Raw genomic sequence first — 19,701 nt, 5'->3', positions numbered from 1 at the left:
GCGAGTTGTCCAGGCCACGCGCACTCGTTGTCGAGGACTCCCCCGAGTTCATGCTGCTCTGCCGGCATCTGCTGGAGAAGGAGGGCTTCGACGTGCTGGTCGCCACCGACGGCATCGCGGCGGTCGAGATCGCCCAGCGCGAGAACCCCGACATCGCCATCCTCGACCTCGGCCTGCCGGGCGTGGACGGCATCGAGGTGTGCCGGCGGATCCGGCAGTTCACCGACGCCTACATCGTCATGGTCACCGGCCGCACCGACGAGGTGGACAAGATCGTCGGCCTGTCCGTGGGTGCCGACGACTACGTGACCAAGCCCTTCTCGCCGCGCGAGCTCGCGGCCCGCATCCAGGCGATGCGGCGCCGTCCCCGGGCGGCCGCGGCGGCACCGAGCGCGGCGATCCGCGAGTACGGCCCGCTGCGCATCGACCCGGACGTGCGCGAGGTGACGGTCGACGGGCGGGTCCTCGACCTGACCAAGATCGAGTTCGGTCTGCTGGACCTGCTGTCGTCGGCCCCCCGCCGCACGTTCACCCGGAACCAGCTGCTCGAGGACGTGTGGGGCGACAACTGGTACGGCGACGACCACATCATCGACGTGCACGTCGGCAACCTGCGCAAGAAGCTGGGCGAGTCGGCCTCGACCCCTCGCTACATCCGCACGCTGCGCGGTGTGGGCTACCGCTTCGAGCCCTGAGCCGTCCAGCCCGCCGGCCCGCCCTCCGTACCGAGGTGCGGGCCTTTCCGTGCGCCGCTCAGGCAGTAACGCCGCGGGCCGGGCTCAGGCCCGGTGCCGCGCCGGATGCCCGTAGCGCTTGAGCGTGGCCGCACCGACGCCACGGCGGCGGATCCAGCCGGCGCCCCCGGTCAGCAACGCCGCGAGGACGGCCCAGCGCGCCACGTCCTGCACGCCCGCGCCGGCCTCGGGTGGCGGAATCGCACCGACCAGGTTGCGGATCACCCCGCCGGGGGTCTCGCCGCTGGCCGAGACGGTCGTCCCCGCGGCGAACCGCCCGCTCGCGACCTGCTCCACCGGCAGCACGGTGGCGTCACCGGTGGCCGACGCGGACGGGGCGGCCCTGCCGTCCACGACGAGGACCCGCAGGGCACCGGACAGGTCGGCCGCCACCGTCCTGGCCACCGCCGAGCCCACCCGCAGGGTGACCGGCGAGCCGCTGCGGAAGCCGAGCGCGTAGACGGCCACCCCTTCGGCGCCCGCGCCCTCCGGCGGCTGCCACTGCACGGTCAGGGCGTCGGCGGTGCCCCCGTACCCGGGCCCGTCCGCCAGGGCCGGGCCCGCGGAGACGACCGCGCCGAGCACGGCGGCGGTCAGCAGCAACGGCGCCGACCCGCGCAGACGGAAGACCCTCATGGCATGCAGGGTGTCACGCCCAGGTTGCAGAACCGGTGCGAAGGCGCGGCTGCGGGCTCCGCGCAGCCTTGCGGAAGCCTTTAAACAGGCCAGAGGCTGCGTTGAGGTTCGCCGCCGAACTAAGCGGCATGACCATCACGACGCTCGCCACCGCCCCCGCCGCCGCTCCGCTGCCGGCCAAGCTGTACGACGCCACGCGCCTGTGGTCGCCGGCCGACGCCGGTGTCGAGCTGAGCGTCGTGGTCCCCTTCTACAACCCGGGTGCGGCGCTGCGACCCACTGTCGAGCGCCTGGTGCGCAGCCTCACCGCCGCGGGCGTCGCGTTCGAGGTCATCGCGGTCTCGGACGGCTCCACCGACGGCTCGGAGCTCACCCTCGAGGGCATCGCCGGGGTCCGGGTCGTGGACAGCCGGATCAACCAGGGCAAGGGCGCGGCGCTGCACCTCGGCTTCGCCGCGGCCCGCGGTTCCTGGGTCGGCTTCGTCGACGCCGACGGCGACATCGACCCCGAGCACCTGGTCGAGTACCTGCTGATGGCGCGTGACGGCGGGCACGCCGGCGTGTACGCGGACAAGCGGCACGCCGGATCGGTGAGCGCCTCCTCGCCGTTCCGCAAGCTGGTGTCGACGTTCTACTCCACGCTGGTGACGCTGCTGTTCCTGCTCGGCATGCGCGACACCCAGACCGGCTGCAAGGTGCTGCGCCGCGACGTCCTCGCCGACCTGCTGCCCCGGCTGCGCGAGCGGCGCTTCGCCTTCGACCTGGAGTTCTTCGTCGCCGCCAAGGCCGCCGGCATCCAGGGCTTCGTCGGCGCCCCGGTCCGGCTCAGCGAGCGGGTCGCCGGTTCGACGGTGACCAGCAAGGCCATCGTGCGCACCATCCGCGACACGTTCGTCATCTTCGGCCGCAACCTGACCGGTCAGTACCGTCCGGCCGTCGCCCCGGTGACGGTCATCGCCCGCCCGCAGGCGCTCAGCACGCTCCGCGCGTTCGGCGAGGCCGCCTGACCCGCACGGACCGCCCGCCCGGCGACGTGCCGGAGCCGGCACCCGCTCCGGGGGCAGCCCACCACGAGCGCAGGTCCCGCCGATGCTCCACCAGGCCGGCCACGATCAGCACCACCAGCGACAGCAGCGACACGATCAGCCCCAACCGCAACCATCGCCAGGGCGTGTACCGCACCGTCACCGCTCCGGCACCGACCTGCACGGCCAGCGTCCCGGCCGCCGTGCGCCGCACCGGCAGGCCGGCGGCGGCCCAGCCCGGCGACCACTCCTCCGGGATCACCACCCAGCCCGGCGTCCCGCGCCCCACCTGCCAGCTCGTCGAGCTGGTCCGGCGGATCCCCCCGGACGCCGAGGAGGGCACCGGACCCCGGTCCGCGCCGTCCACCAGCACCGCCTCGGAGCCCAGGACCCCCCGCCCCGCCCAGGCGGAGGCCTCCTCGTAGTCGCCGCGCCTGGACCCGACCACCCGGCCCGTGCCGACCGGCTCGACCCGGTAGAGGGTGAACTCCGGGGCACGCAGCACCGGCGTCAGGTCACCCTGCCGGTCCAGCCACGCGTACGCCTCGGTCTCCCGATCGCGGGCCAGCGCCACGTACCGCACGCCGAGCGGCGCGACCAGCCGGCCGAGACCGCCGGCGTCACCGGCCGCCACCAGCCGCTGCACGTAGGCCATCCGCCGGGACACCGAGTTCGTCCGGACCGGCCCGAGCTCCACCGCGTCGCTGCTGAGCACCGGGCGGCGGAAGAACGCCGCGGCGGGCGTGGCGACGGTCCGGGAGCCGGTGAACGCGAACGGCTGGTACCCGTGCCAGGGCAGGAAGAGCACCGCCTCGTCGCCGGCGCCCATGAGGCGGTCGGCGGCGTACCAGGACGCCGGGTAACTGCTGATCCGCACGCTGCCGCCCAGGCCCCAGAACAGCGACGGGGCGACCACGGCGTAGACCGTGGCGACTGCCAGCAGCGCCCCGGCGGCGGTCAGCCGCTGCACCGGCAGCCGCGCCCGGCGGCAGGCGAGGGCCAGTCCCTCCACCGCCGTCCCGACCCCCGCCGCGTACGCGATCATCGTCAGCGCCAGCCACTTCTGCTGCTCGCGCATGGCCGCGAAGAGCGGGACGACGTCGAAAGCGGCCTGGTAGACCGAGGCCAACGGGCCGTGGATGCCGGCGCCCAGCAGCACCCCGGCCGCCGCGAGCACAGACAGGGCCACCCCGCTCGCGCGATCCTGCCGGCACAGCCGCACCAGACCGCCGGCCGCGGCCAGCACCATCAGCGTGGCCGGCACGAGACCCAGGCCGAGCTGCGGGCTGCTGTCGGCGGCGCCGCGCCAGAAGCCGCGCAGCGACACCAGCGTCGCGAGCAGGCCACCGGGGCCGGCGTGCGGCGCGTACACCTGCAGGTCCGTGGCGCCGACCCGGACGGTCAGGATCGCGCTGGCCAGGACCGCCAGGGCGTAGGCGTAGACACCGCCGGCGGCGCCGATGACAACGACCATCCGGATCAGGTCGGCGCGCCGGGGCCGGGGCAGGAGCGCGACGGCGAGCAGGCCCGCACCGCCCAGCCAGGCGGCGTGCGGCCCGACCGCCATGGCCAGCGCGAACCAGCCGGCCGGCCGGGCGGCGAACCAGTGGCCGCGCCGGCGGGCGTGCAGGGCCGACGCGAGCAGCCAGCACAGCAGGGCGACCGACACCAGGAACGGCACGTGCCCCGCCTGGATGCGCTCGACGACGAACGGGTTGCAGCAGGCGAACAGGGCCGTCGGATACCGCCGCAGCCGGCCGCCGCGGACCAGCGCGGACGCTCCGCCGGCCGCGAGCGGGAAGTAGAGCAGGATCATCAGCCAGCTCGTCGCGCCGGGCCCGACGGCCTCGCGCAGCAGCTGGGTGACCAGCCGGTACGGCAGCGCGTCCAGCGCCGCGGAGTCGAGGCCGTACAGCCCGGGGTTGATGGCCTGCTGCGGCCCGGACACCCAGTCGAGCAGCAGCAGATAGCCGTCGCGCGTCCACGGCGCGACCACAGCCACCCCGGCCACGAGGCCGAGCAGCGCGGATTCAGCGGTCAGCCGCGCCTGCCGCCCGCCGAAGCCGGGCAGCCGCCGGTGCCTCGGCCCGCGGCTCGGGACTTCCGCCGGGCTCGCGGGATGCGTCACCGGCGGCGGCGCCGGGGGCCGTGCGCCGCCTGCACCACCGCCACGACGAGCCGGGCGAGCGGGTCGGGTGCCGCGCCGGAGGTGTCGACGACCAGCTCGTCGACCCGCGCCGGGTGCTCGGCCAGCAGCCGGTGGAACCGGTGCTGCTGCGCGGCCTGGTCGGCGAGACCTCGCTCCGGCTTGCGGGCGTGGATCAGGTCGGGCGGAGCGTCGGGCAGCACCAGGAGGTCGGGTGCCGGCACCAGGAACTCGACGGCACGGGCGGCCGGCGAGCCGGGCCACGGCGACTCGCGCAGGTCGTACACCCAGCGGTCGGCGATGACCACCTGGCGCCGGGCCAGCGCCGGCGCCACGGTGTGCAGGTAGCGCCAGAGGTATTCCGCGGCGTAGAACCAGGCCGCGGCCCGCCGCAACCCGGGGTGGTCGGCGGGAGGCGCCGCAGCCGCTGGGGCCGGGGCCGGGGCTGGGGCCGCCGCCGGGGCCGGGGCCGGGGCGACGGAGCCGACTCCGAACAGGCGGCGGGCCAGGGCGACGCCGGGAAGGTTGCCCCGTGCCATGCCGAAGTACGCCTGGCTGGTGGTGATGCCGTAGCTGTGCAGGCGGTCGCGCAGACCGTCGGCGACCGTGGACTTGCCCGCGCCGTCGGTACCGACCAGCGCCACGACGACGCCCCGGGTGCGCAGGCCCAGCGGGCCCGCCGCCGCGCCGGCCGGCAGCACTGTGCGGCGCTGGGCCCAGGTCGCGGCGGCCGCACCGGGCGCGAGGCTGCGGACCGCCAGGCGCCGGCGTGCCCGCCCGGGCAGCCCGGCGTCGGGTGCCGCGCCGCCGGCGACGCCGATCAGCTCCCCCGCGACCCCCGCGCCCAGCTGCGCGGTGAGCCGCTGGGCCAGTCCGGCCCGGTGGTCCGGCTCGGCCGCGGCCCAGGCGTCGCGGGCGGCGGCGAGCCGCGGCCCGCCCGGCAGGCGCCCGCGCAGGACCGGGCGGACCAGCAGGTCGGCCATCGCGGCGGCGCCGGTGAGGCGGTGGGTGCCCGGCTCGACCGTGATCTGCCCGGCGGGCATCAGCAGCACCGGGCCGACCAGCAGGTCGCCGTAGGTCACGTCGACGACGGCGAGCCCGGTGGCCGTCCGGACGGCGAGGCTGATGTGGCGCAACCGGCGCGGGTCGGCGGCCTCGGCGACCCGGGCACAGTCGAAGGTGCTGCTCAGGGCGGCCACCGGGCCGGCGACGGTCAGCGGGTCGGCGTACCAGACGTCGAGGTCCTTGGCTCCGGTGTCCGCGGCCCAGCGGTCGGGCGCACCGGCTTCGCCCTGCCAGGCCCAGGCCGCGCCGGTGGCGTCGAGCGCCGCGGTCACCACGTCCAGCACCAGCCGCCGCCCGGGTGGCGTCACCGGCGGTGACGCGGAGGGTTTCGTGGGCGAATGCCGTTTATCAGTCATTTCCCTCGGATTATGGACTGATCGTAGGAGGCCCGCAGGCGGTTCCCGGCGGAAAAACGGACAGCTCGCCGCCGGCGCCGTCGATAGGGACGGGGTGAAACTCGATCCCGGCCGCCTGCCCGGCCTGCTGGCCCGCGGCGCGCTGCCCATCGCCGTCGCGGTGGCCGTGCAGAGCGCGGGCAACCTCGCCTTCCACGCGGCGGTCGGCCGGCTGCTCGACGCCGACGCGTACGGGGCGCTGGGCACCGTGCTCGCGGCGATGATGATGCTCGGGGTGCCGCTGGGCGCCGTCCAGACCGCGGCGTCGGCGCTGGTGGCCGAGCACGGCCTGAGCCGCGCCTCCGCGCGCCGGACGCTGCGCCTGGTCGCCCTCTGGTCCCTCGGACCGGCACTCGCCGTGCTGGCCTGCGCACCTCTGCTGCGCGACTACTTCCACCTGGCCGGGCCGGCCGAGGCGGCGCAGCTGGCCCCGTACCTGATGATCGCCGCCGTGGTCGCGGCGGCCCGCGGGCTGCTGCTCGGGGCGCGGCGGGTCGGCGCGGTGGCGGTGACCTATCTCGTCGCGACCGCGGTCCGGCTGGCCCTGGGCCTCGCCCTGGTCGTGCCGTTCGGCGTGTCCGGCGCCCTGGCCGCCACCGTGCTCGCCGAACTCGCGGCGCTGCTGGTGGCCGCCGGGCCGCTGCGCCACCCGGACGGTGCCGGTACGCCCGGCGCGTTGCGGCTGGGCGCGGTCGCCCACGCCGGGTTCGCGGTCACCGGGCTGTTCCTGTTCTCCACCGTCGACCTGCTGCTGGCCCGCCACCACCTGCGCGACGGCAGTTCGGGCGCCTACATCGCGGCCGCGACGGTGGCCAAGACCGTGCTCGCCCTGCCCGCCGGGATCATGGCGGCGGTCTTCCCGCGGCTGCTGGCGGGCTGGCTCCGGCCCGGCCGGGGCCGGGTGCTGGCCACCGGCGGGCTGGCCGTCGCCGGACCGGCCCTGCTCGGCGCCGCGGTGATCGTCGCGGTGCCGTCGCTGGTGCTGCGGTTGCTCTACGGCGACGGGTACACCGACGCCGACGGCCTGGTCCGCGCCCTGGCCGGGGTGGCCGCCCTGACGTCGCTGGTGACCGTCCTGACCTACGCCGCCCTGGCCCGGCGGGCCCGCACGCTGGTGATCCCGTGGCTCGGCGCCGCGCTCGAGGTGGCCCTGATCGAGACCTGGCACGACTCGGCCGCGCAGATCGCGCTCTGCTCGGCCGCCGCCCTGGTGCCGACGCTGCTGCTGATGCTGGTGCTGGAGGCCCGCGTCTGGGCGCGCCCGACTGCTCAACTCGGCCCGGCCGGCGCCGAAGAAGCCCGTAGCGCCGCGACCGCGGCCTGAACCCGGAGGCCGTCCATGCGCATCCTCGTCCTGAACTGGCGTGACCTGCGGCATCCGGCCGCCGGCGGCGCCGAGGTCTACACCGAGCAGGTGCTGCGGCGCTGGGCCGCGGCGGGTCACCAGGTGACGCTGTTCGCCGCCGCCGTCGCGGGCCGGCCTGCCACCGAGATCGTCGACGGGTACCGGGTCGTCCGCGCGGGCACCCGCTTCACCGTCTACCGCGAGGCCCGGCGCTGGTGGCAGCGCTGGGGACGCGGCCGCTTCGACGTGGTGGTCGACGAGACGAACACGGTGCCGTTCCTGGCCCACGAGTGGGTCGACGACGGCGCCCGCACCGTCGCGCTGGTGCACCAGACCTGCGAGGACATCTGGCCGCACCACGTACCGCCGCTCGCCGCCCAGCTGGGCCGGCACCTGCTGGAGCCGTGGTGGCTGCGCCGGCTGGGCCGCGCGCCGGTCCTGGCGGTCTCGGACTCGACCCGCGACGCGCTCGCCCGGTTCGGCGCCGGCGACGTCACGGTGGTGCCGGAGGGCTACGAGCCACCGGCGGCCCGGCCGGCGGTGGGCAAGGAAGCACAGCCCACGGTCGTGTTCTGCGGCCGGATGGTGAGCTACAAGCGACCCGGTGACGTGGTGCGGGCCGTCGAGCTGAGCCGCCGGGAGATCCCCGGGCTGCGGCTCTGGATGATCGGCGGCGGTCCGCTGCTGGACCGGCTGCGCGCGCACGCCCCGGCCGGGGTGGAGTTCCTGGGCCGGGTCGACGAGCAGGTCAAGCACGACCGGATGGCCCGCGCGCACGTGCACGTGGCCACCAGCGTGCGGGAGGGCTGGGGCCTGGTGGTCACCGAGGCCGCCGCCCTGGGCACCCCCACCATCGCCTACGACGTGCCGGGGCTGCGCGACTCCACCCGGGCGGCCGGCGGTGTCGTGGTGCCGCCGCACCCGCAGGCGCTGGCGCGCTGGCTGTGCGAGTTGCTGCCCGGCTGGCAGCGGCAGCCCGGCGGCCCGGTGCCGTACGGCGGCGCCCGGCCGTGGGACGAGGTGGCGGAGACGCTGCTGTCGGCGATCCAGCAGCACGCGCGGGTGCCCGCCGGCGTCCGCCGGCCGGCCACCGGCGCGGGACTGACCGCCGCGGTGTGACCGCGGCATCGTCCGCGCCGCCCGGCGTGGGCACCGGTACGACAGGAGAGACGCATGAAGATCAGTTTCGTGGTGCCGACCAGGAACTCGGCGCGCACCCTCGACGCCTGCCTGGCCTCGCTGCGCGCGCAGACGCACCCCGACGTGGAGGTGCTGGTGGTCGACAACGGTTCCACCGACGGCACCGTGGAGATCGCCGGCCGGCACGCCCATCAGGTGCTGCAGTGGGGCCCGGAACGCAGCGCGCAGCGCAACCACGGCACCGACCGCAGCATCGGCGACGTGGTCGTGTTCATCGACTCCGACATGGTGCTGGAGCCGCAGGTCGCCACCCGTATCGAGGAGCGGTTCGCCGCCGAGCCGGACACCGGTGCCCTGGTCATCCCGGAGCGCTCGTTCGGGGAGGGCTTCCTGGCCCGCTGCCGGGAGATGGAGAAGATGCTGTACGTCGGCGACCCGGCGGTGGAGTCGCCGCGGGCGTTCCGGCGGGAGGTGATCAACCGGGTCGGCGGCTGGAACGAGGAGCTGACCGCGGCCGAGGACTGGGATCTGGCCGACCGCACCCGCCTGGCGACCACCATCGGGCGGGTGCCGGCGTGGATCTGGCACGACGAGGGACGCATCCGGTTGCGGGTGACCTTCGCCAAGAAGCGGTACTACGGCCGCTGGATCGACCAGTATGTACGCATGAACGCGGATTCCAGCGGGGGCAAGTTCGTCCGGATCGCCTTGCTGCGCCGGCCCGCCCGGCTGCTGCGGCACCCCGTGCTGACCGCCGGGCTCGCCACCCTCAAGCTGACCGAGGCCGCCGGGCTCGCGCTCGGCATCCGCGACAGCCGAACCACCGCCGGCAGCCGAGCGGCATGACCGCCTGCACCGAGCGGCTCCCGGCCGGAGCCGACCACGGCCTCGCAGGCGACGGCCTCGCAGGCGAGGGCCAGAAGGGCATGCCCACGGAGGTTCAGCCATGACCGGCGACCGGCGCATCGTGCACCTCATCGCGGAGTACTCGGCCCGCGAGGCGATGGGCCGCACCGTGGCCGAGACGGCCGGGCGCGTCGCGGGCGAACACCATCTGGTGACCGCGCACGCCCATGACGGCACCACGCCGTTCGCGAGCGTGCACGAGCTCGGTGGCGCCGTCGCGACGTTCCCCGTCGGGCGCACCGCGGAACTGGCCGGGGTGCTGGCCCGGATCCGCCCCGACGTGGTGCACGTGCACGCCGGGGCGCTGGGGCCGGTGCAGACGGCGATGCCGGTGCTGGGCCCGTACCGGACGGTGCTGACCGCGTACGCCTGGCCGACCCTGCCGGGTCCGGGCACCTGGCGCCGCGCGACCCTGGCCGAGATGCGCGCCTCGAACGTCCTGCAGTTCCGGGTCGCGCTGACCACGATGCTGCCGGCGGCGCTGGCCGCCGCCGCCCTGCGGCACGCCGGGGTCCGGACCGTGCTGACCCCGGACCCACGGGTCGCGCGGCGGCTCGGCGGGCGGCCCGGCATCGCCGTCCACCGGCTGCCCTCCGGGGCGCCGGCCGACGAGCGCCGGGCCCGCTTCGCCGCCGACCGGCCCGTCATCGTGTTCGCCGGGCGGGCCGAGAGCGTCCGCGGGCTGGACACCCTGCTCGCCGCGTTCCCGCTGGTCCGGGCGAGGATCCCGGGGGCCCGGCTGCGGCTGCTGCTGATCCCCCGCCCGGAGCTGCCGGCCATCCTGGCCCGGGCCGGCGCACCCGAGGGCGTGGAGATCGTCACCGAGCCCGTCCCCGACCTGCTCGCCGAGCTGGCCGCCGCGCAGGTGGGCACCTGGCCGTTCAAATTCGACTACACCACCTCCCCGCCGGCCATGGCGGTCGCCGAGGCGATGAGTGTCGGGCTGCCGGTCGTCGCCACCGACGTGGCCTGCGTCCGCGCGGTCCTGGAACCCGGGGTCAACGGCCTCGCCGTGCCACCGGCCCGGCCGGCGGCGCTCGCCGACGCGCTGATCACCGTGCTCAGCGACGAGTTCACCTGGCACCGCTACGCCCAGGCCGGGCTGCGCTCGGTCGGCGAGCGGCTGGGCTGGGACCGGGCCGCGGCCGTCACCACCGAGGCGTACGCGACCACCATCGGCTGACCCGGCTCACCGGCAGGTGCCCTCCCCCTCGTCGGTCACCGCCCGCCCGGCCGCCAGCGGGTGGAAGCGCCACTGCCAGCCGCCGGGATCCAGCTGCAGTTCCAGCACCCCGTGGTGGTCGTAGTCGACGAACTCACCGGCCGGACCCGCGGCGGACGCCCCCGTGGCGGGCTCCGGGCGGTAGTGCGCCTGTCCCCCGGTGCCGACCACGAACTGGCGCACGCCGCCGGCGTCGGGGCGCCCGTCCGGGTCCAGCGGACCGAACCGTTCGTAGTGTGCCTCGTGCCCCGAGAGCACCAGCTCGACGTCGTGGTCGTAGAGGGTGCGGTACAGCGCCTCCGTCCGCGGATCGTCCCCCGCCAGCCCGGTCGACCAGCGCGGATGGTGCCAGGCCGCCAGCACGCACCGGTCGCCCTGGGCGGCGAGGTCGCGGGCCAGCCACTCCTGCTGCGGTGATCCTGTGCCGCACCCGCCGGCCACCGCCCCGCAGTTGGAGTTCAGCACCACCAGATGCCAGCGGCCCAGCTCCTGCGACCAGTACCCGCGGGTGTCGCGGATCCGGTCGCCGAAGTAGGCGGTGAACGTGCTGGCGTCCTGCACCCGGTACTCCTGGTTGCCGTAGACGGGCACGGTCCGGTCACGCAGGCGACCGAACGAGGGTCCGTAGACGGTCCGGTACGCCTCGCCGGTGGGCAGCTCGTACTGGAAGTCTCCGAGCCCGACCAGGAACGCCGGCCGCAGCGCGACCGCGAGGTCCGAGACGGCCTGGTGCCGGCAGCGCTCACCCGGCGCCGTGCCGGGCGGGGTCAGGTCCGGATCGGCGGGATCGCAGGCCATGTCACCGACCGCGACCACCCGTACCGAGTCCGGGCCGGACGAGCACCGGCTCAACGACCAGCCCAGCACCAGGACCAGCACCACCAGCGGCGCCACGGCCACCCGCCACCCGCCCCGCGGCCCCCGCCGGGTGAGGACCAGCGCGGCGAGCCGGTCCCGGGTGGGCATCACGCCGCCCACCGGCGCACCAGCCGGCGGATCCGCGGCCGCCGCGCCCAGATCCGTGCCGCCCGGCCCGGTCTGCGGTGCCGGACCGTCCAGACGCCCGGACGGCCCGGCGGCAACCGCATCAGATACATGGACCCCACCGCGGCGATCACCGTGACCGGCAGCAGGTACAGCGCGTACCGGGCGACGCGCGCCGGGCCGTACCGGACCTCGAACGACCCGCCCGACGGCAGCAGCCAACCGTTCATCCAGCCCTGCAACCGCACCTTGCGCGCCCCCTCGGCACCGGTCAGCGCCCAGCCCGGCGCGGCGGTCTCGGCCAGCGCCAGCACGGTCGGCGCAGCGGCCGTGACGGTGCCGGAGAAGTGCGCCGGGTTCTGCCGGGCCCAGTCCACCGACGACGGCGCGGCCGCCGGCTGCCGCTGGCGCACCAGCACCACGGCCGACGGCGAGGCGACCGGGCGCAGCCGCACCCCTCGGTACTCGACCTGGGACTGCTGCTGCTCCTTGAGGTCACGGAGGCCGTACAGGAAGAGCTTGGTCTCGACCGCGGCGGGATCCGGCGGGATCAGCGCCTCGTACGGGGTCCAGCCCTGCCAGGCAGCCACGGTCGGCAGGGTCCGGCACAAATCGGGGCCGCGCAGGTACAGGCAGAACTTGGGGTTGCGCAGGGCGACGCTGCGCGCCTCCAGGGACAGCTCGTACAGCGAAGCGGCGCCGACGTCGTGCGCCGAGGAACCGATGCAGGCGAGGTGGCTCACCGCCTTGAGGGTGTAGGTCGTCTCGCCGTCGACCCCGATCTGCGACTCGGCGGCCAGTCCCGACTCCTCGGCCGTACGGTCGTCGTAGCGGAAGCAGTCCTCCAGGGGCTCGAACGGCGCCAGCACCGAACCCGCCGGGCCGCCGTCGACCCGCAGCTCGTGCTCGCCGGCGTCCAGATCCACCGAGACCTCCGGCACCGCCGGCGGCCAGACGGTCGTGGTGGTCACCGCCTCCAGCGCGTCCACCCGCAGGCCGCGATACTCGGCCACGGTCCGCGGCCGCAACCGCTGCCCGACATCGGCGTGCAGGATGATCTGGAGTTCGGCCCCGGCGCCGTCCATCGTCACGACCCGCTCGTACGAGGTCCACTCGTCGTCGAGCACCGGACGGGCGGCCAGCTCGCAGCCCGACGCCCCGGCCTGCCACAGGCAGATCTGCGGGCGGCTGCCCGCGACGTGGCGGTACTGCAGCCGCACCCGGACCAGCTGGTCCTTCGCGGCGGCGCGGACCACCACCCGGGTGCAGGCGGCGTGGTCCGCGGCGCCGAGCCGGACGGTCCGGCCCCCTGGGGTGTCCGTGACGTCCCGGGTCAGGCCCAGGTCGGCCCAGGGCCGCGGCTCGTAGTTGTTGCAGTCGTAGACCGGGGAGTAGCCGGTCACGGCGACCGGTTGCCGGGCCTCGGCCAGCAGGCTGAGCCGGGTCGCGGCGCCGACCTGCACCCGCGGGGCGGCATCCGGCCCGTCCAGCGACACAGTCCGGCTGCCGGCGCGCACCGCGAGGATCCGCCGGCCCGGCGGGATCGGCACCGACAGCTCGGGCCGGCGCGACACCGGCACCCCGTCCACGGTCACCACGGTGGGATCGCGCAGCACCAGACGGCCGTTCGCCGCGTCGAGCCGGGGCACGAGCACCGCCGCCGCGCGTGCCCGCTGCGCCACCGTGTACCGGCCGGCGGTCAGGTCGACGGTCGTCCGGGGTGAGCCCTCGTCGACGGCCGGCACCGGCCAGTGCACCACGTCGGGGGTGACCGCCGCGGTGTCGTCGACCTGCGGGCTCAGGGCCATGGGCGCGGTGTCGGCGCGCGCCTCGATCGCGGTCCGGGTGCCGACGGTACCGAGCACCGCCGCCCCGGCGTCCGGACGGGCCGGCGCGTCCAGCACCCGGTCGTAGGTGCGCACGGTGGGGCTGGCGCCGTCACCGAGCTTCCACACCTGCAGCATGCCGTCCAGGTCCAGGGTGGCGCCGGGCACCCGGTCCATCGCCGCGGCCAGCACCAGATCGTCGGCGAAGTACCGGTTCGGCAGCCCGCGGACGAGGTCGTGCCGCACCACCACCCGGCTGACCCCGATCGCGTCGAGCAGCTTCGGCACCGGGGTCAGGTCACCGGCGAGCAGCGCGGTCTCGACGGCCCGGACGTCGGCGGAGAACCCGGCCACGTCGCCGAAGTAGCCGTCGGGCTTGGGCTGCACCACCGGATGCTGGATCAGCAGGTTGGCGATGCTGTCCACACCGAAGAAACCCCAGGTGGTCGGCATCTGGTAGTAGTCGTCCAGGGGCAGGACCAGCACCCGGCCGGGCCGCGGGTCGGCGTCGATGTGGGTGGCCAGGTCCCACCACTGCTGCGGCACCCGGACGTGGGTGGACGGCTGGGTGGGCCGCTCGTCCGGCATCACCCCGCCGGTGTAGAGCGGGTACGGGTATGCCAGCACCAGCAGCAGCGGGGCGGCGGCACCGGCGTAGACCAGCGGCCGGCGCCACCCCGGCAGCCGGGGCCGGGCCCGCAGCCTGGCCAGCACCCCCTCGACCCCGACGGCCAGCATGACGCCGAACATCGCCACCAGCAGCTGACCGAGTTTGCTCATCGGCTCGCGGAACAGCCAGAAGCCGGGCGCGTGCAGGTACAGGAACAGGTTGATCCGGGCCAGCGGCGGGCGCAGGCCCTTGGCCAGGAACACGAACAGGATGATCAGGAGCACGAGGCCCAGGGCGACCCGGCGCAACCGGCGCGGCGCCACGAGCGGGGCCAGGAAGACGAGCGCGGGCAGCAGGTACCGGATCCAGATCCACCAGGGCTGGTCCAGGTCAGCGGCGAACGGCAGGTACTGGGGGCGGAACCAGGCCCAGTTGGCGACCAGCGTCACGATGTTCTGCGGCAGGTTGTTCACCTGCGACCACGACCAGTTCGTCGGGTCGGTGAAGGTGGCGTTGGCGGTGGCGCCGCCCCCGCCGATGAAGCTCTGCGCCAGCGGCACCAGCCAGAACGCGTTCAGCCCGAGCGCCCACGGCACCGCCGGGACGAACCACTTCAGCAGGCGTACGGCCGGGGCCCGGCCGAGCAGCAACGCGGCCAGCAGCGGGGTGCCGCCGATCGCCCAGGCGTACGCGACGACCAGCATCGGCGGGTTGAAGGCGAGGAACGAGGTCGGCATCAGCGCGAACCCGGCGATCGGCGCGGGCACCCGCCGGCCCTGCGCCACCCGGATGGCGACCCCGGTGATGAGCGCCACCACCCCCACCGAGATGATGTTGAGCGGGTTCGGCAGCCGGGTCAGGAAGAACCCGTTGAGCAGCCCGAACGCGCCGGCCGCGACGATCGCCACCTCGCTGCGCACGAACGCCCCGGCCAGGTACGCGACGCCGAAGCCGACCAGGCCGTAGATGCAGATGTAGAACAGCCACTGCGCCGAGTACTCGGTCAGCCCCACCGCCCGGCAGCACCAGATGAGGACGAACTCCAGGCCGCGGGCCATCGTGTAGCCGGCTGAGCCGGCCCCGGTGATCTGATGGTTCCAGCTCCAGGCGGCCTCGGGCGCCCAGCCGCGGCGGATGAACGCGCCGATGTCCCCGGCGGCGATGAACGTGCCGGTCCGGAACCACTGGCTGACGATGACGGCGTTGAGCGCGAGCACAACGAGGTACGGCCGGGCGGCCGGCCACGCGGCACGGCTGGCCGTGAGTCGCACGCCCTGTCTCCTCCCGGTCACCCCTCTCCTGGCTGTTCGACCGGTCGGCCGCCGCGCTGAGGGCGACCCGGTTCCGCGCCGGCCGGGCGGTGCCACAACGCCACCAGCCCCAGCGGCACCGCGGCCCCGGCCAGCACCAGGGCGACCAGGACAGCCGCGAAGACCAGGTCGGTGTGCCCGAGCGCGTGCGCGGGCCCGCAGGCCGCGAACACGGCGACCGCCAGGGCCAGCGGCGGCCGCCACAACCGTTCGGCGAGCGCCGGCAGGTCGAGGCGGCGGCGGTGCCGGGGCGCCTGCCGTACCGGTGGCGCCGCGACCGGTTCGGCGAGCACCGGCACGTGGGTGAGATCCACTGCCATGGTCGGCCTCCGTCCCACCCCGCGGGGCCCGGGTACGTCCCGGCCCCTCCCTCCCCTCATCGGCGCGGCGCCCGTGGGCTTGAGCCGGCTCCGGGCCGCTCCCTCAACGGCAGCTCAGGTGTCGGGCAAGGTTGGCTCGGGTCCGTTCCGCCGCCGGTGCTGATGCCGCAGTCTCAACACATGCCGATCCCGACCGCGCACCTCCGCAGCCTGCTGACCGCCCTCGTGACGCTCCTGGGGCTGGGCACGGTGCTGCTGCTCGGCACGGCGGCGCCGGCGGGCGCGGCGGCCACCACCCCGGACAAGCTGGTGATCACCTGGATCGAGGGCGGCACGCAGCTGCGGGTGGACGGGTTCTCCTACCGGCCCCGGGACGTCGTGGATGTCCGGCTCGGCGCCGGCCCGCTGCGGCAGGCGCGCAGCGACGACAACGGGCGGGTCCGGGTGGTCGTGCCGCAGGACCTGATCACCGCCGGCCAGAGCGGGGCGAGCATCGTCGTCGCCGGTCGCTCCGCCGCCGGCACCTCCCGGGTGATGATCTCCGCGGTCCCCCCGCGCGCCGCGGCCCGCGGCCCGGTGGACGTCCTGCCCTGGTCGGTCGGCGCGGTGGCGGTCACCGGGCTGGTGCTGGGGGCGGCGTACCGCCGCCGGTCCGGGGCGGGCGGCGCGGCGGCCCCGCGCGGGTACCACCGCCGGCACGGCGCCTGAGCCCGGTCTCGGCCCGGCAACCGAACTGCATCCGAACGCTGACCGCGCCGCATCCGGGTCCCCGGAACCTTGGGCACGGACCTGCCCCCGGGTCCGCTGACCGGAAAGGTTCGCGCATGGGATCTGCGGCGCACACGCTCATCGAGGCGATCTCCGGCCCGGCGGCGATCGTCGACCAGGACGGCCAGGTGCTGCTCGCCAACCGGCGGTGGTCCGGCCCGGACGGCACCGGCGGCAGCTATCCGGCCGAGGGTGCCCGGCTCGCCGGCACCGCCGGCTCCTGCCCGGCCCATGACCAGCTGGTCGCCGCCGTCCGGCGGATGAGCCCTACCGCCGCGCCCACGGAGCTGCGCTGCGGATGCACGCCGGACGCCGCCACAGTACGCATCGCGCACCTGGACAGTGACTACGGTCCGCCCCGGCGGCTCATCACCGTGCGCACCCTCGGCGAGCCGTGCCGGGGTGCCGGGCCGGACACCGCGACCGAGGCCAAGTCGCAGTTCCTCGCCCTGCTCGGCCACGAGATCCGGACCCCGGTCACCACCGTGGTCGCCACCGTGGACCTGCTCCGGGCCCAGCCGATGCAGCAGGACATCCGCGAGATCGTCGACAGCGTGTACCGCTCCGTGCACGGCCTCAAGACCCTGACCGACGACCTGCTCGACCTGGCCCGGCTCGAGACCGGCGAGCTGCGGATCCGGGAGCAGCCGGTGGACCTGCGCACCGTGCTGGAGGCCGTCGCGGAGCCGTTGCAGCAGCAGGCCCGGCGCAAGTCCATCCTGCTGCTGACCGCCCCGTCGCCGGAGCTGCCCACCGCGGTGCTGGGTGACCCCGACCGGCTGCGCCAGGTGCTGACCGCGGTGGTCGGGAACGCGGTCAAGTTCACCGCGGCCGGCGAGGTCGTGGTCACCGCCGCGAGCGACGGCGCCGACGCGTACCTGATCACCGTCTCCGACACCGGGCCCGGCATCGCCGACCCGGACCGGGCCCGGATCTTCGCGCCGTTCGTGCAGGCGGACTCCTCGGCGTCGCGCCGGCACGAGGGCGCCGGCCTCGGCCTGGCCCTGGCCGCGCGGCTGGTCACCTGCATGGGCGGGACGATCGACGTGCACTCCCAGCCCGGCGCGGGGGCGGAGTTTCTCATCCGGCTGCCGTTGCGGGCCGCACCGCAGCAGCCGGCGACACCCGCGCCACCGCTGCACCGGCGCAGGATCGCCGTCCTGGCCCCCACACCCCGGTCGACGCTGGCGCTGTCCTGGCTGCTGCGCGGCGCCGGCGCCGATCCGGTGCCGATGCTGCTCACCGAGGTGGACCGGGGGGCCGCGGCGGTCGACACCGTGCTGTGGTGCGACGACGCGCACGATCCCGACGCGATCGGGCGCGCCGACGCGATCAGCGCGGCCCTCGGCCCGAACGGGCGGTCGCTGATGATCAGCACCACCGACCCGCGCACCGGCGTCGTGCGCCGGCCGGGCGTGCTGACCGCACCGTTGCTGCTCGGCCGGCTGGTGGCGGCGTTGAACCACGAACGGACCGGGGTGCGCGGCGCACCGGTCACGGTGCCGCCGCTGGGCGGCGGCCGGGTCCTGCTCGCCGAGGACAACGACGTCAACCGCACCGTGTTCCGGCGCATGATCCAGCTGCTCGGCGTCGAGTGTGACACCGTGGCCGACGGCAGCGCCGCGATCGAGGCCGCGCTCGGCGACACCGCCTACGACGTGGTGCTGATGGATCTGCAGATGCCCCGGACCGACGGGCTGGAGGCCACCCGGCAGATCCGGACCGCGGGCTGGCACAAGCCGATCCTGGCACTGACCGCGACGGCGCTGCACGGCGACCGCGAACGGTGCCTGGAAGCCGGGATGGACGGCCACCTGAGCAAACCGATCACCCTGCCGGAGCTGCGCGCGGCGCTGGAGCCGTACCTGTCGCCGGGTTCGGCGCCCGCACCGGCCGCGACGGCCGGGCCGCCGGACGAGCCGCCGGAGGAGCCGGTGGACGAGCCGGTGGACCTGAGCAAGCTGCGGGAGCTGGAGGCTCAGCTCGACGACCGGGCCCTGGTGGTGACGACGGTCAACACCTACCTCGCGCAGCTCGACGGTCGCCGGGCGGCCATCGCCGAGGCGTTGCGGACCCACGACCGCGACGCGCTGCGCGCCGCCGCGCACACGCTCAAGTCGTCCAGCGCCCTGCTGGGCGCCGACCCGCTCGCCGAGGCCTGTGCCCGGGTGGAGCGGGGCGCCACCGCCGCGAGCGGTGAACCGGAACTGTCCGCGCTGGTCGCCGGCGTGGAGGCCGCAGTCGCCCAGGCCCTGCGGGTGATGGCGGGCTACCTCGCCGCTGATGAAAGGACCGAATGTGCCGGGATTCGTTGATCCGCAGAACCTCGCCGGCACCGACGGCGTGGCCCACGACGTGCACGCCGAGCTGGAGCTCCAGCGCCGGCGCAACGCCGAGCTGGAAGACACCGTCGCCGGGCTGCACCGCTGCGTGCGCGATCTCGAGTCGTTCTCCTGGGAGATCAGCCACGACCTCAAGGCACCGCTGGCGGGCATCGGCGGGTACGCCCAGATGCTGACCCACCTCGACGTCGGCTGGCCCCGCCCCACCGGGTTCGACGAGTTCGTCGGCGAGATCAACGAAGGGGTCGCCCGGATGGGGCGGCTGATCGACGACGTGCTGGCGTACTCGACCGTGCGGGGCACGCCGCTGCGCCTGACGACCATCGACCTGGACGCCCTCGTGGACGACGTGCTGGCCGACCGCGCCGCCGGGATGCTGCTGCACAGCGAGTGGCCGGCGCCGCACATCACCCGGGACCCGCTCCCGGAGGTCCACGGTGATCACGGGATGCTGCGGCGGCTGTTCGAGAACCTGCTGGGCAACGCGCTCAAGTACGTCCGGCCCGGCGAGCCGGCCCGGGTGCACGTGTCCGCGCGCACCCTCAGCGACGGCGTCGTCCGGGTCGAGGTGACCGACGCGGGTGTGGGCATTCCGGACGGCCAGCACGAGGCGATCTTCGGCGAGCTGCACCGGGCCCATCCGGACGCGTACACCGGCACCGGACTGGGCCTGACCATCTGCCGCCGGATCGTGCAGCGCCTCGGCGGCGCCATCGGTGCCGATCCGCGGTTCCGCGGTGGCGCGCGGGTCTGGTTCACCGTGCCGGTCGCGGCCACCGAGCGCGGCAGCACCCCACCGTCGACCACCGGGACCGGGCACGTCCCGATCGCGGCCGAGATCGCCTCGTGAGACGGCGGCGGGCATGACCGTAACCAGAGCCGGCCTTGAGGTGGGCTTGAGAGTCCGCGCCGATGAGAACGACGCAC

15 protein-coding genes are annotated in these 19,701 nt (G+C 75.4%); 9 read left to right on the top strand and 6 right to left on the bottom strand.

What is annotated here, in order from left to right:
- The first annotated feature begins 5 nt into the window (after positions 1–5).
- On the top strand, positions 6–695 hold the full coding sequence (locus ACIBQZ_RS21815) for a response regulator transcription factor (RefSeq protein WP_396090567.1): 690 nt from the start codon (positions 6–8) through the stop codon (positions 693–695).
- Between the two features lie 84 nt (positions 696–779).
- Here ACIBQZ_RS21815 and ACIBQZ_RS21810 read toward each other — a convergent pair whose 3' ends face one another.
- On the bottom strand, positions 780–1,370 hold the full coding sequence (locus ACIBQZ_RS21810) for a hypothetical protein (RefSeq protein WP_396090566.1): 591 nt from the start codon (positions 1,368–1,370) through the stop codon (positions 780–782).
- 128 nt (positions 1,371–1,498) lie between these two features.
- On the opposite strand from ACIBQZ_RS21810, the gene ACIBQZ_RS21805 reads away from it, so the two are divergent.
- The gene (locus ACIBQZ_RS21805; protein WP_396090565.1) at positions 1,499–2,377 is read left to right on the top strand and encodes a glycosyltransferase family 2 protein; all 879 of its coding nucleotides are present in this window, start codon (positions 1,499–1,501) and stop codon (positions 2,375–2,377) included.
- On the opposite strand, the gene ACIBQZ_RS21800 is transcribed toward ACIBQZ_RS21805, so the two are convergent.
- Both ACIBQZ_RS21800 and ACIBQZ_RS21795 read right to left on the bottom strand, forming a co-directional pair.
- Complete coding sequence (locus ACIBQZ_RS21800; RefSeq protein ID WP_396090564.1) at positions 2,343–4,523, bottom strand: hypothetical protein; 2,181 nt, start codon at positions 4,521–4,523, stop codon at positions 2,343–2,345. The genes ACIBQZ_RS21805 and ACIBQZ_RS21800 overlap by 35 nt on opposite strands.
- Positions 4,520–5,962, bottom strand: a complete 1,443-nt coding sequence (locus ACIBQZ_RS21795; protein WP_396090563.1) for a thymidylate kinase — start codon at positions 5,960–5,962, stop codon at positions 4,520–4,522. Before ACIBQZ_RS21795 ends, ACIBQZ_RS21800 begins: the two co-directional genes overlap by 4 nt.
- Before the next feature lie 94 nt (positions 5,963–6,056).
- On the opposite strand from ACIBQZ_RS21795, the gene ACIBQZ_RS21790 reads away from it, so the two are divergent.
- The 4 genes from ACIBQZ_RS21790 (at position 6,057) to ACIBQZ_RS21775 (ending at position 10,575) form a co-directional block, all read left to right on the top strand.
- Positions 6,057–7,325, top strand: coding sequence for a lipopolysaccharide biosynthesis protein (locus ACIBQZ_RS21790; RefSeq protein ID WP_396090562.1), 1,269 nt, complete (start codon positions 6,057–6,059; stop codon positions 7,323–7,325).
- Positions 7,326–7,340: 15 nt separating this feature from the next.
- Entirely contained in the window at positions 7,341–8,465 is a 1,125-nt protein-coding gene (locus tag ACIBQZ_RS21785) for a glycosyltransferase family 4 protein (RefSeq protein WP_396090561.1), read from the top strand.
- Positions 8,466–8,519: 54 nt separating this feature from the next.
- Entirely contained in the window at positions 8,520–9,332 is an 813-nt protein-coding gene (locus ACIBQZ_RS21780) for a glycosyltransferase family 2 protein (RefSeq protein ID WP_396090560.1), read from the top strand.
- Positions 9,333–9,432: 100 nt separating this feature from the next.
- Complete coding sequence (locus ACIBQZ_RS21775) at positions 9,433–10,575, top strand: glycosyltransferase family 4 protein (RefSeq protein WP_396090559.1); 1,143 nt, start codon at positions 9,433–9,435, stop codon at positions 10,573–10,575.
- Positions 10,576–10,581: 6 nt separating this feature from the next.
- Here the strand turns inward: ACIBQZ_RS21775 and ACIBQZ_RS21770 are convergent, their stop codons facing one another.
- From ACIBQZ_RS21770 to ACIBQZ_RS21760, 3 genes are read right to left on the bottom strand one after another with little or no spacing between them, the layout of a single operon-like run.
- Positions 10,582–11,580: a metallophosphoesterase family protein gene (locus ACIBQZ_RS21770; protein WP_396090727.1), complete on the bottom strand. Its 999-nt coding sequence runs from the start codon at positions 11,578–11,580 to the stop codon at positions 10,582–10,584.
- Entirely contained in the window at positions 11,580–15,305 is a 3,726-nt protein-coding gene (locus ACIBQZ_RS21765) for a hypothetical protein (RefSeq protein ID WP_396090558.1), read from the bottom strand. Before ACIBQZ_RS21765 ends, ACIBQZ_RS21770 begins: the two co-directional genes overlap by 1 nt.
- Positions 15,306–15,322: 17 nt before the next feature.
- Positions 15,323–15,664, bottom strand: coding sequence for a hypothetical protein (locus ACIBQZ_RS21760; RefSeq protein WP_396090557.1), 342 nt, complete (start codon positions 15,662–15,664; stop codon positions 15,323–15,325).
- Between the two features lie 180 nt (positions 15,665–15,844).
- Here ACIBQZ_RS21760 and ACIBQZ_RS21755 point away from each other — a divergent pair, with 180 nt between their 5' ends.
- From ACIBQZ_RS21755 to ACIBQZ_RS21745, 3 genes are all read left to right on the top strand, one after another.
- Positions 15,845–16,372 (top strand): hypothetical protein, encoded by a 528-nt coding sequence (locus tag ACIBQZ_RS21755; protein ID WP_396090556.1) that lies wholly within the window; start codon positions 15,845–15,847, stop codon positions 16,370–16,372.
- A gap of 116 nt (positions 16,373–16,488) precedes the next feature.
- The gene (locus ACIBQZ_RS21750) at positions 16,489–18,747 is read left to right on the top strand and encodes an ATP-binding protein (protein WP_396090555.1); all 2,259 of its coding nucleotides are present in this window, start codon (positions 16,489–16,491) and stop codon (positions 18,745–18,747) included.
- Positions 18,731–19,624, top strand: coding sequence for an ATP-binding protein (locus ACIBQZ_RS21745; RefSeq protein WP_396090554.1), 894 nt, complete (start codon positions 18,731–18,733; stop codon positions 19,622–19,624). Before ACIBQZ_RS21750 ends, ACIBQZ_RS21745 begins: the two co-directional genes overlap by 17 nt.
- The last annotated feature ends 77 nt before the right edge of the window (positions 19,625–19,701 follow it).

Origin of the sequence: Actinoplanes sp. NPDC049599 (assembly GCF_044465625.1) — a bacterium.
Taxonomy (GTDB): domain Bacteria; phylum Actinomycetota; class Actinomycetes; order Mycobacteriales; family Micromonosporaceae; genus Actinoplanes.
The sequence above is the reverse complement of the archived record's forward strand: the minus strand, read 5'-3'. Positions and strand labels throughout refer to the sequence as shown.

Coding starts and splice junctions, on each gene's coding strand:
- ACIBQZ_RS21755 (WP_396090556.1), top strand. CDS start 15,845: ATGCCGATCCCGACCGCGCACCTCCGCAGCCTGCTGACCGCCCTCGTG.
- ACIBQZ_RS21785 (WP_396090561.1), top strand. CDS start 7,341: ATGCGCATCCTCGTCCTGAACTGGCGTGACCTGCGGCATCCGGCCGCC.
- ACIBQZ_RS21760 (WP_396090557.1), bottom strand. CDS start 15,664: ATGGCAGTGGATCTCACCCACGTGCCGGTGCTCGCCGAACCGGTCGCG.
- ACIBQZ_RS21810 (WP_396090566.1), bottom strand. CDS start 1,370: ATGAGGGTCTTCCGTCTGCGCGGGTCGGCGCCGTTGCTGCTGACCGCC.
- ACIBQZ_RS21795 (WP_396090563.1), bottom strand. CDS start 5,962: ATGACTGATAAACGGCATTCGCCCACGAAACCCTCCGCGTCACCGCCG.
- ACIBQZ_RS21775 (WP_396090559.1), top strand. CDS start 9,433: ATGACCGGCGACCGGCGCATCGTGCACCTCATCGCGGAGTACTCGGCC.
- ACIBQZ_RS21750 (WP_396090555.1), top strand. CDS start 16,489: ATGGGATCTGCGGCGCACACGCTCATCGAGGCGATCTCCGGCCCGGCG.
- ACIBQZ_RS21805 (WP_396090565.1), top strand. CDS start 1,499: ATGACCATCACGACGCTCGCCACCGCCCCCGCCGCCGCTCCGCTGCCG.
- ACIBQZ_RS21770 (WP_396090727.1), bottom strand. CDS start 11,580: ATGCCCACCCGGGACCGGCTCGCCGCGCTGGTCCTCACCCGGCGGGGG.
- ACIBQZ_RS21780 (WP_396090560.1), top strand. CDS start 8,520: ATGAAGATCAGTTTCGTGGTGCCGACCAGGAACTCGGCGCGCACCCTC.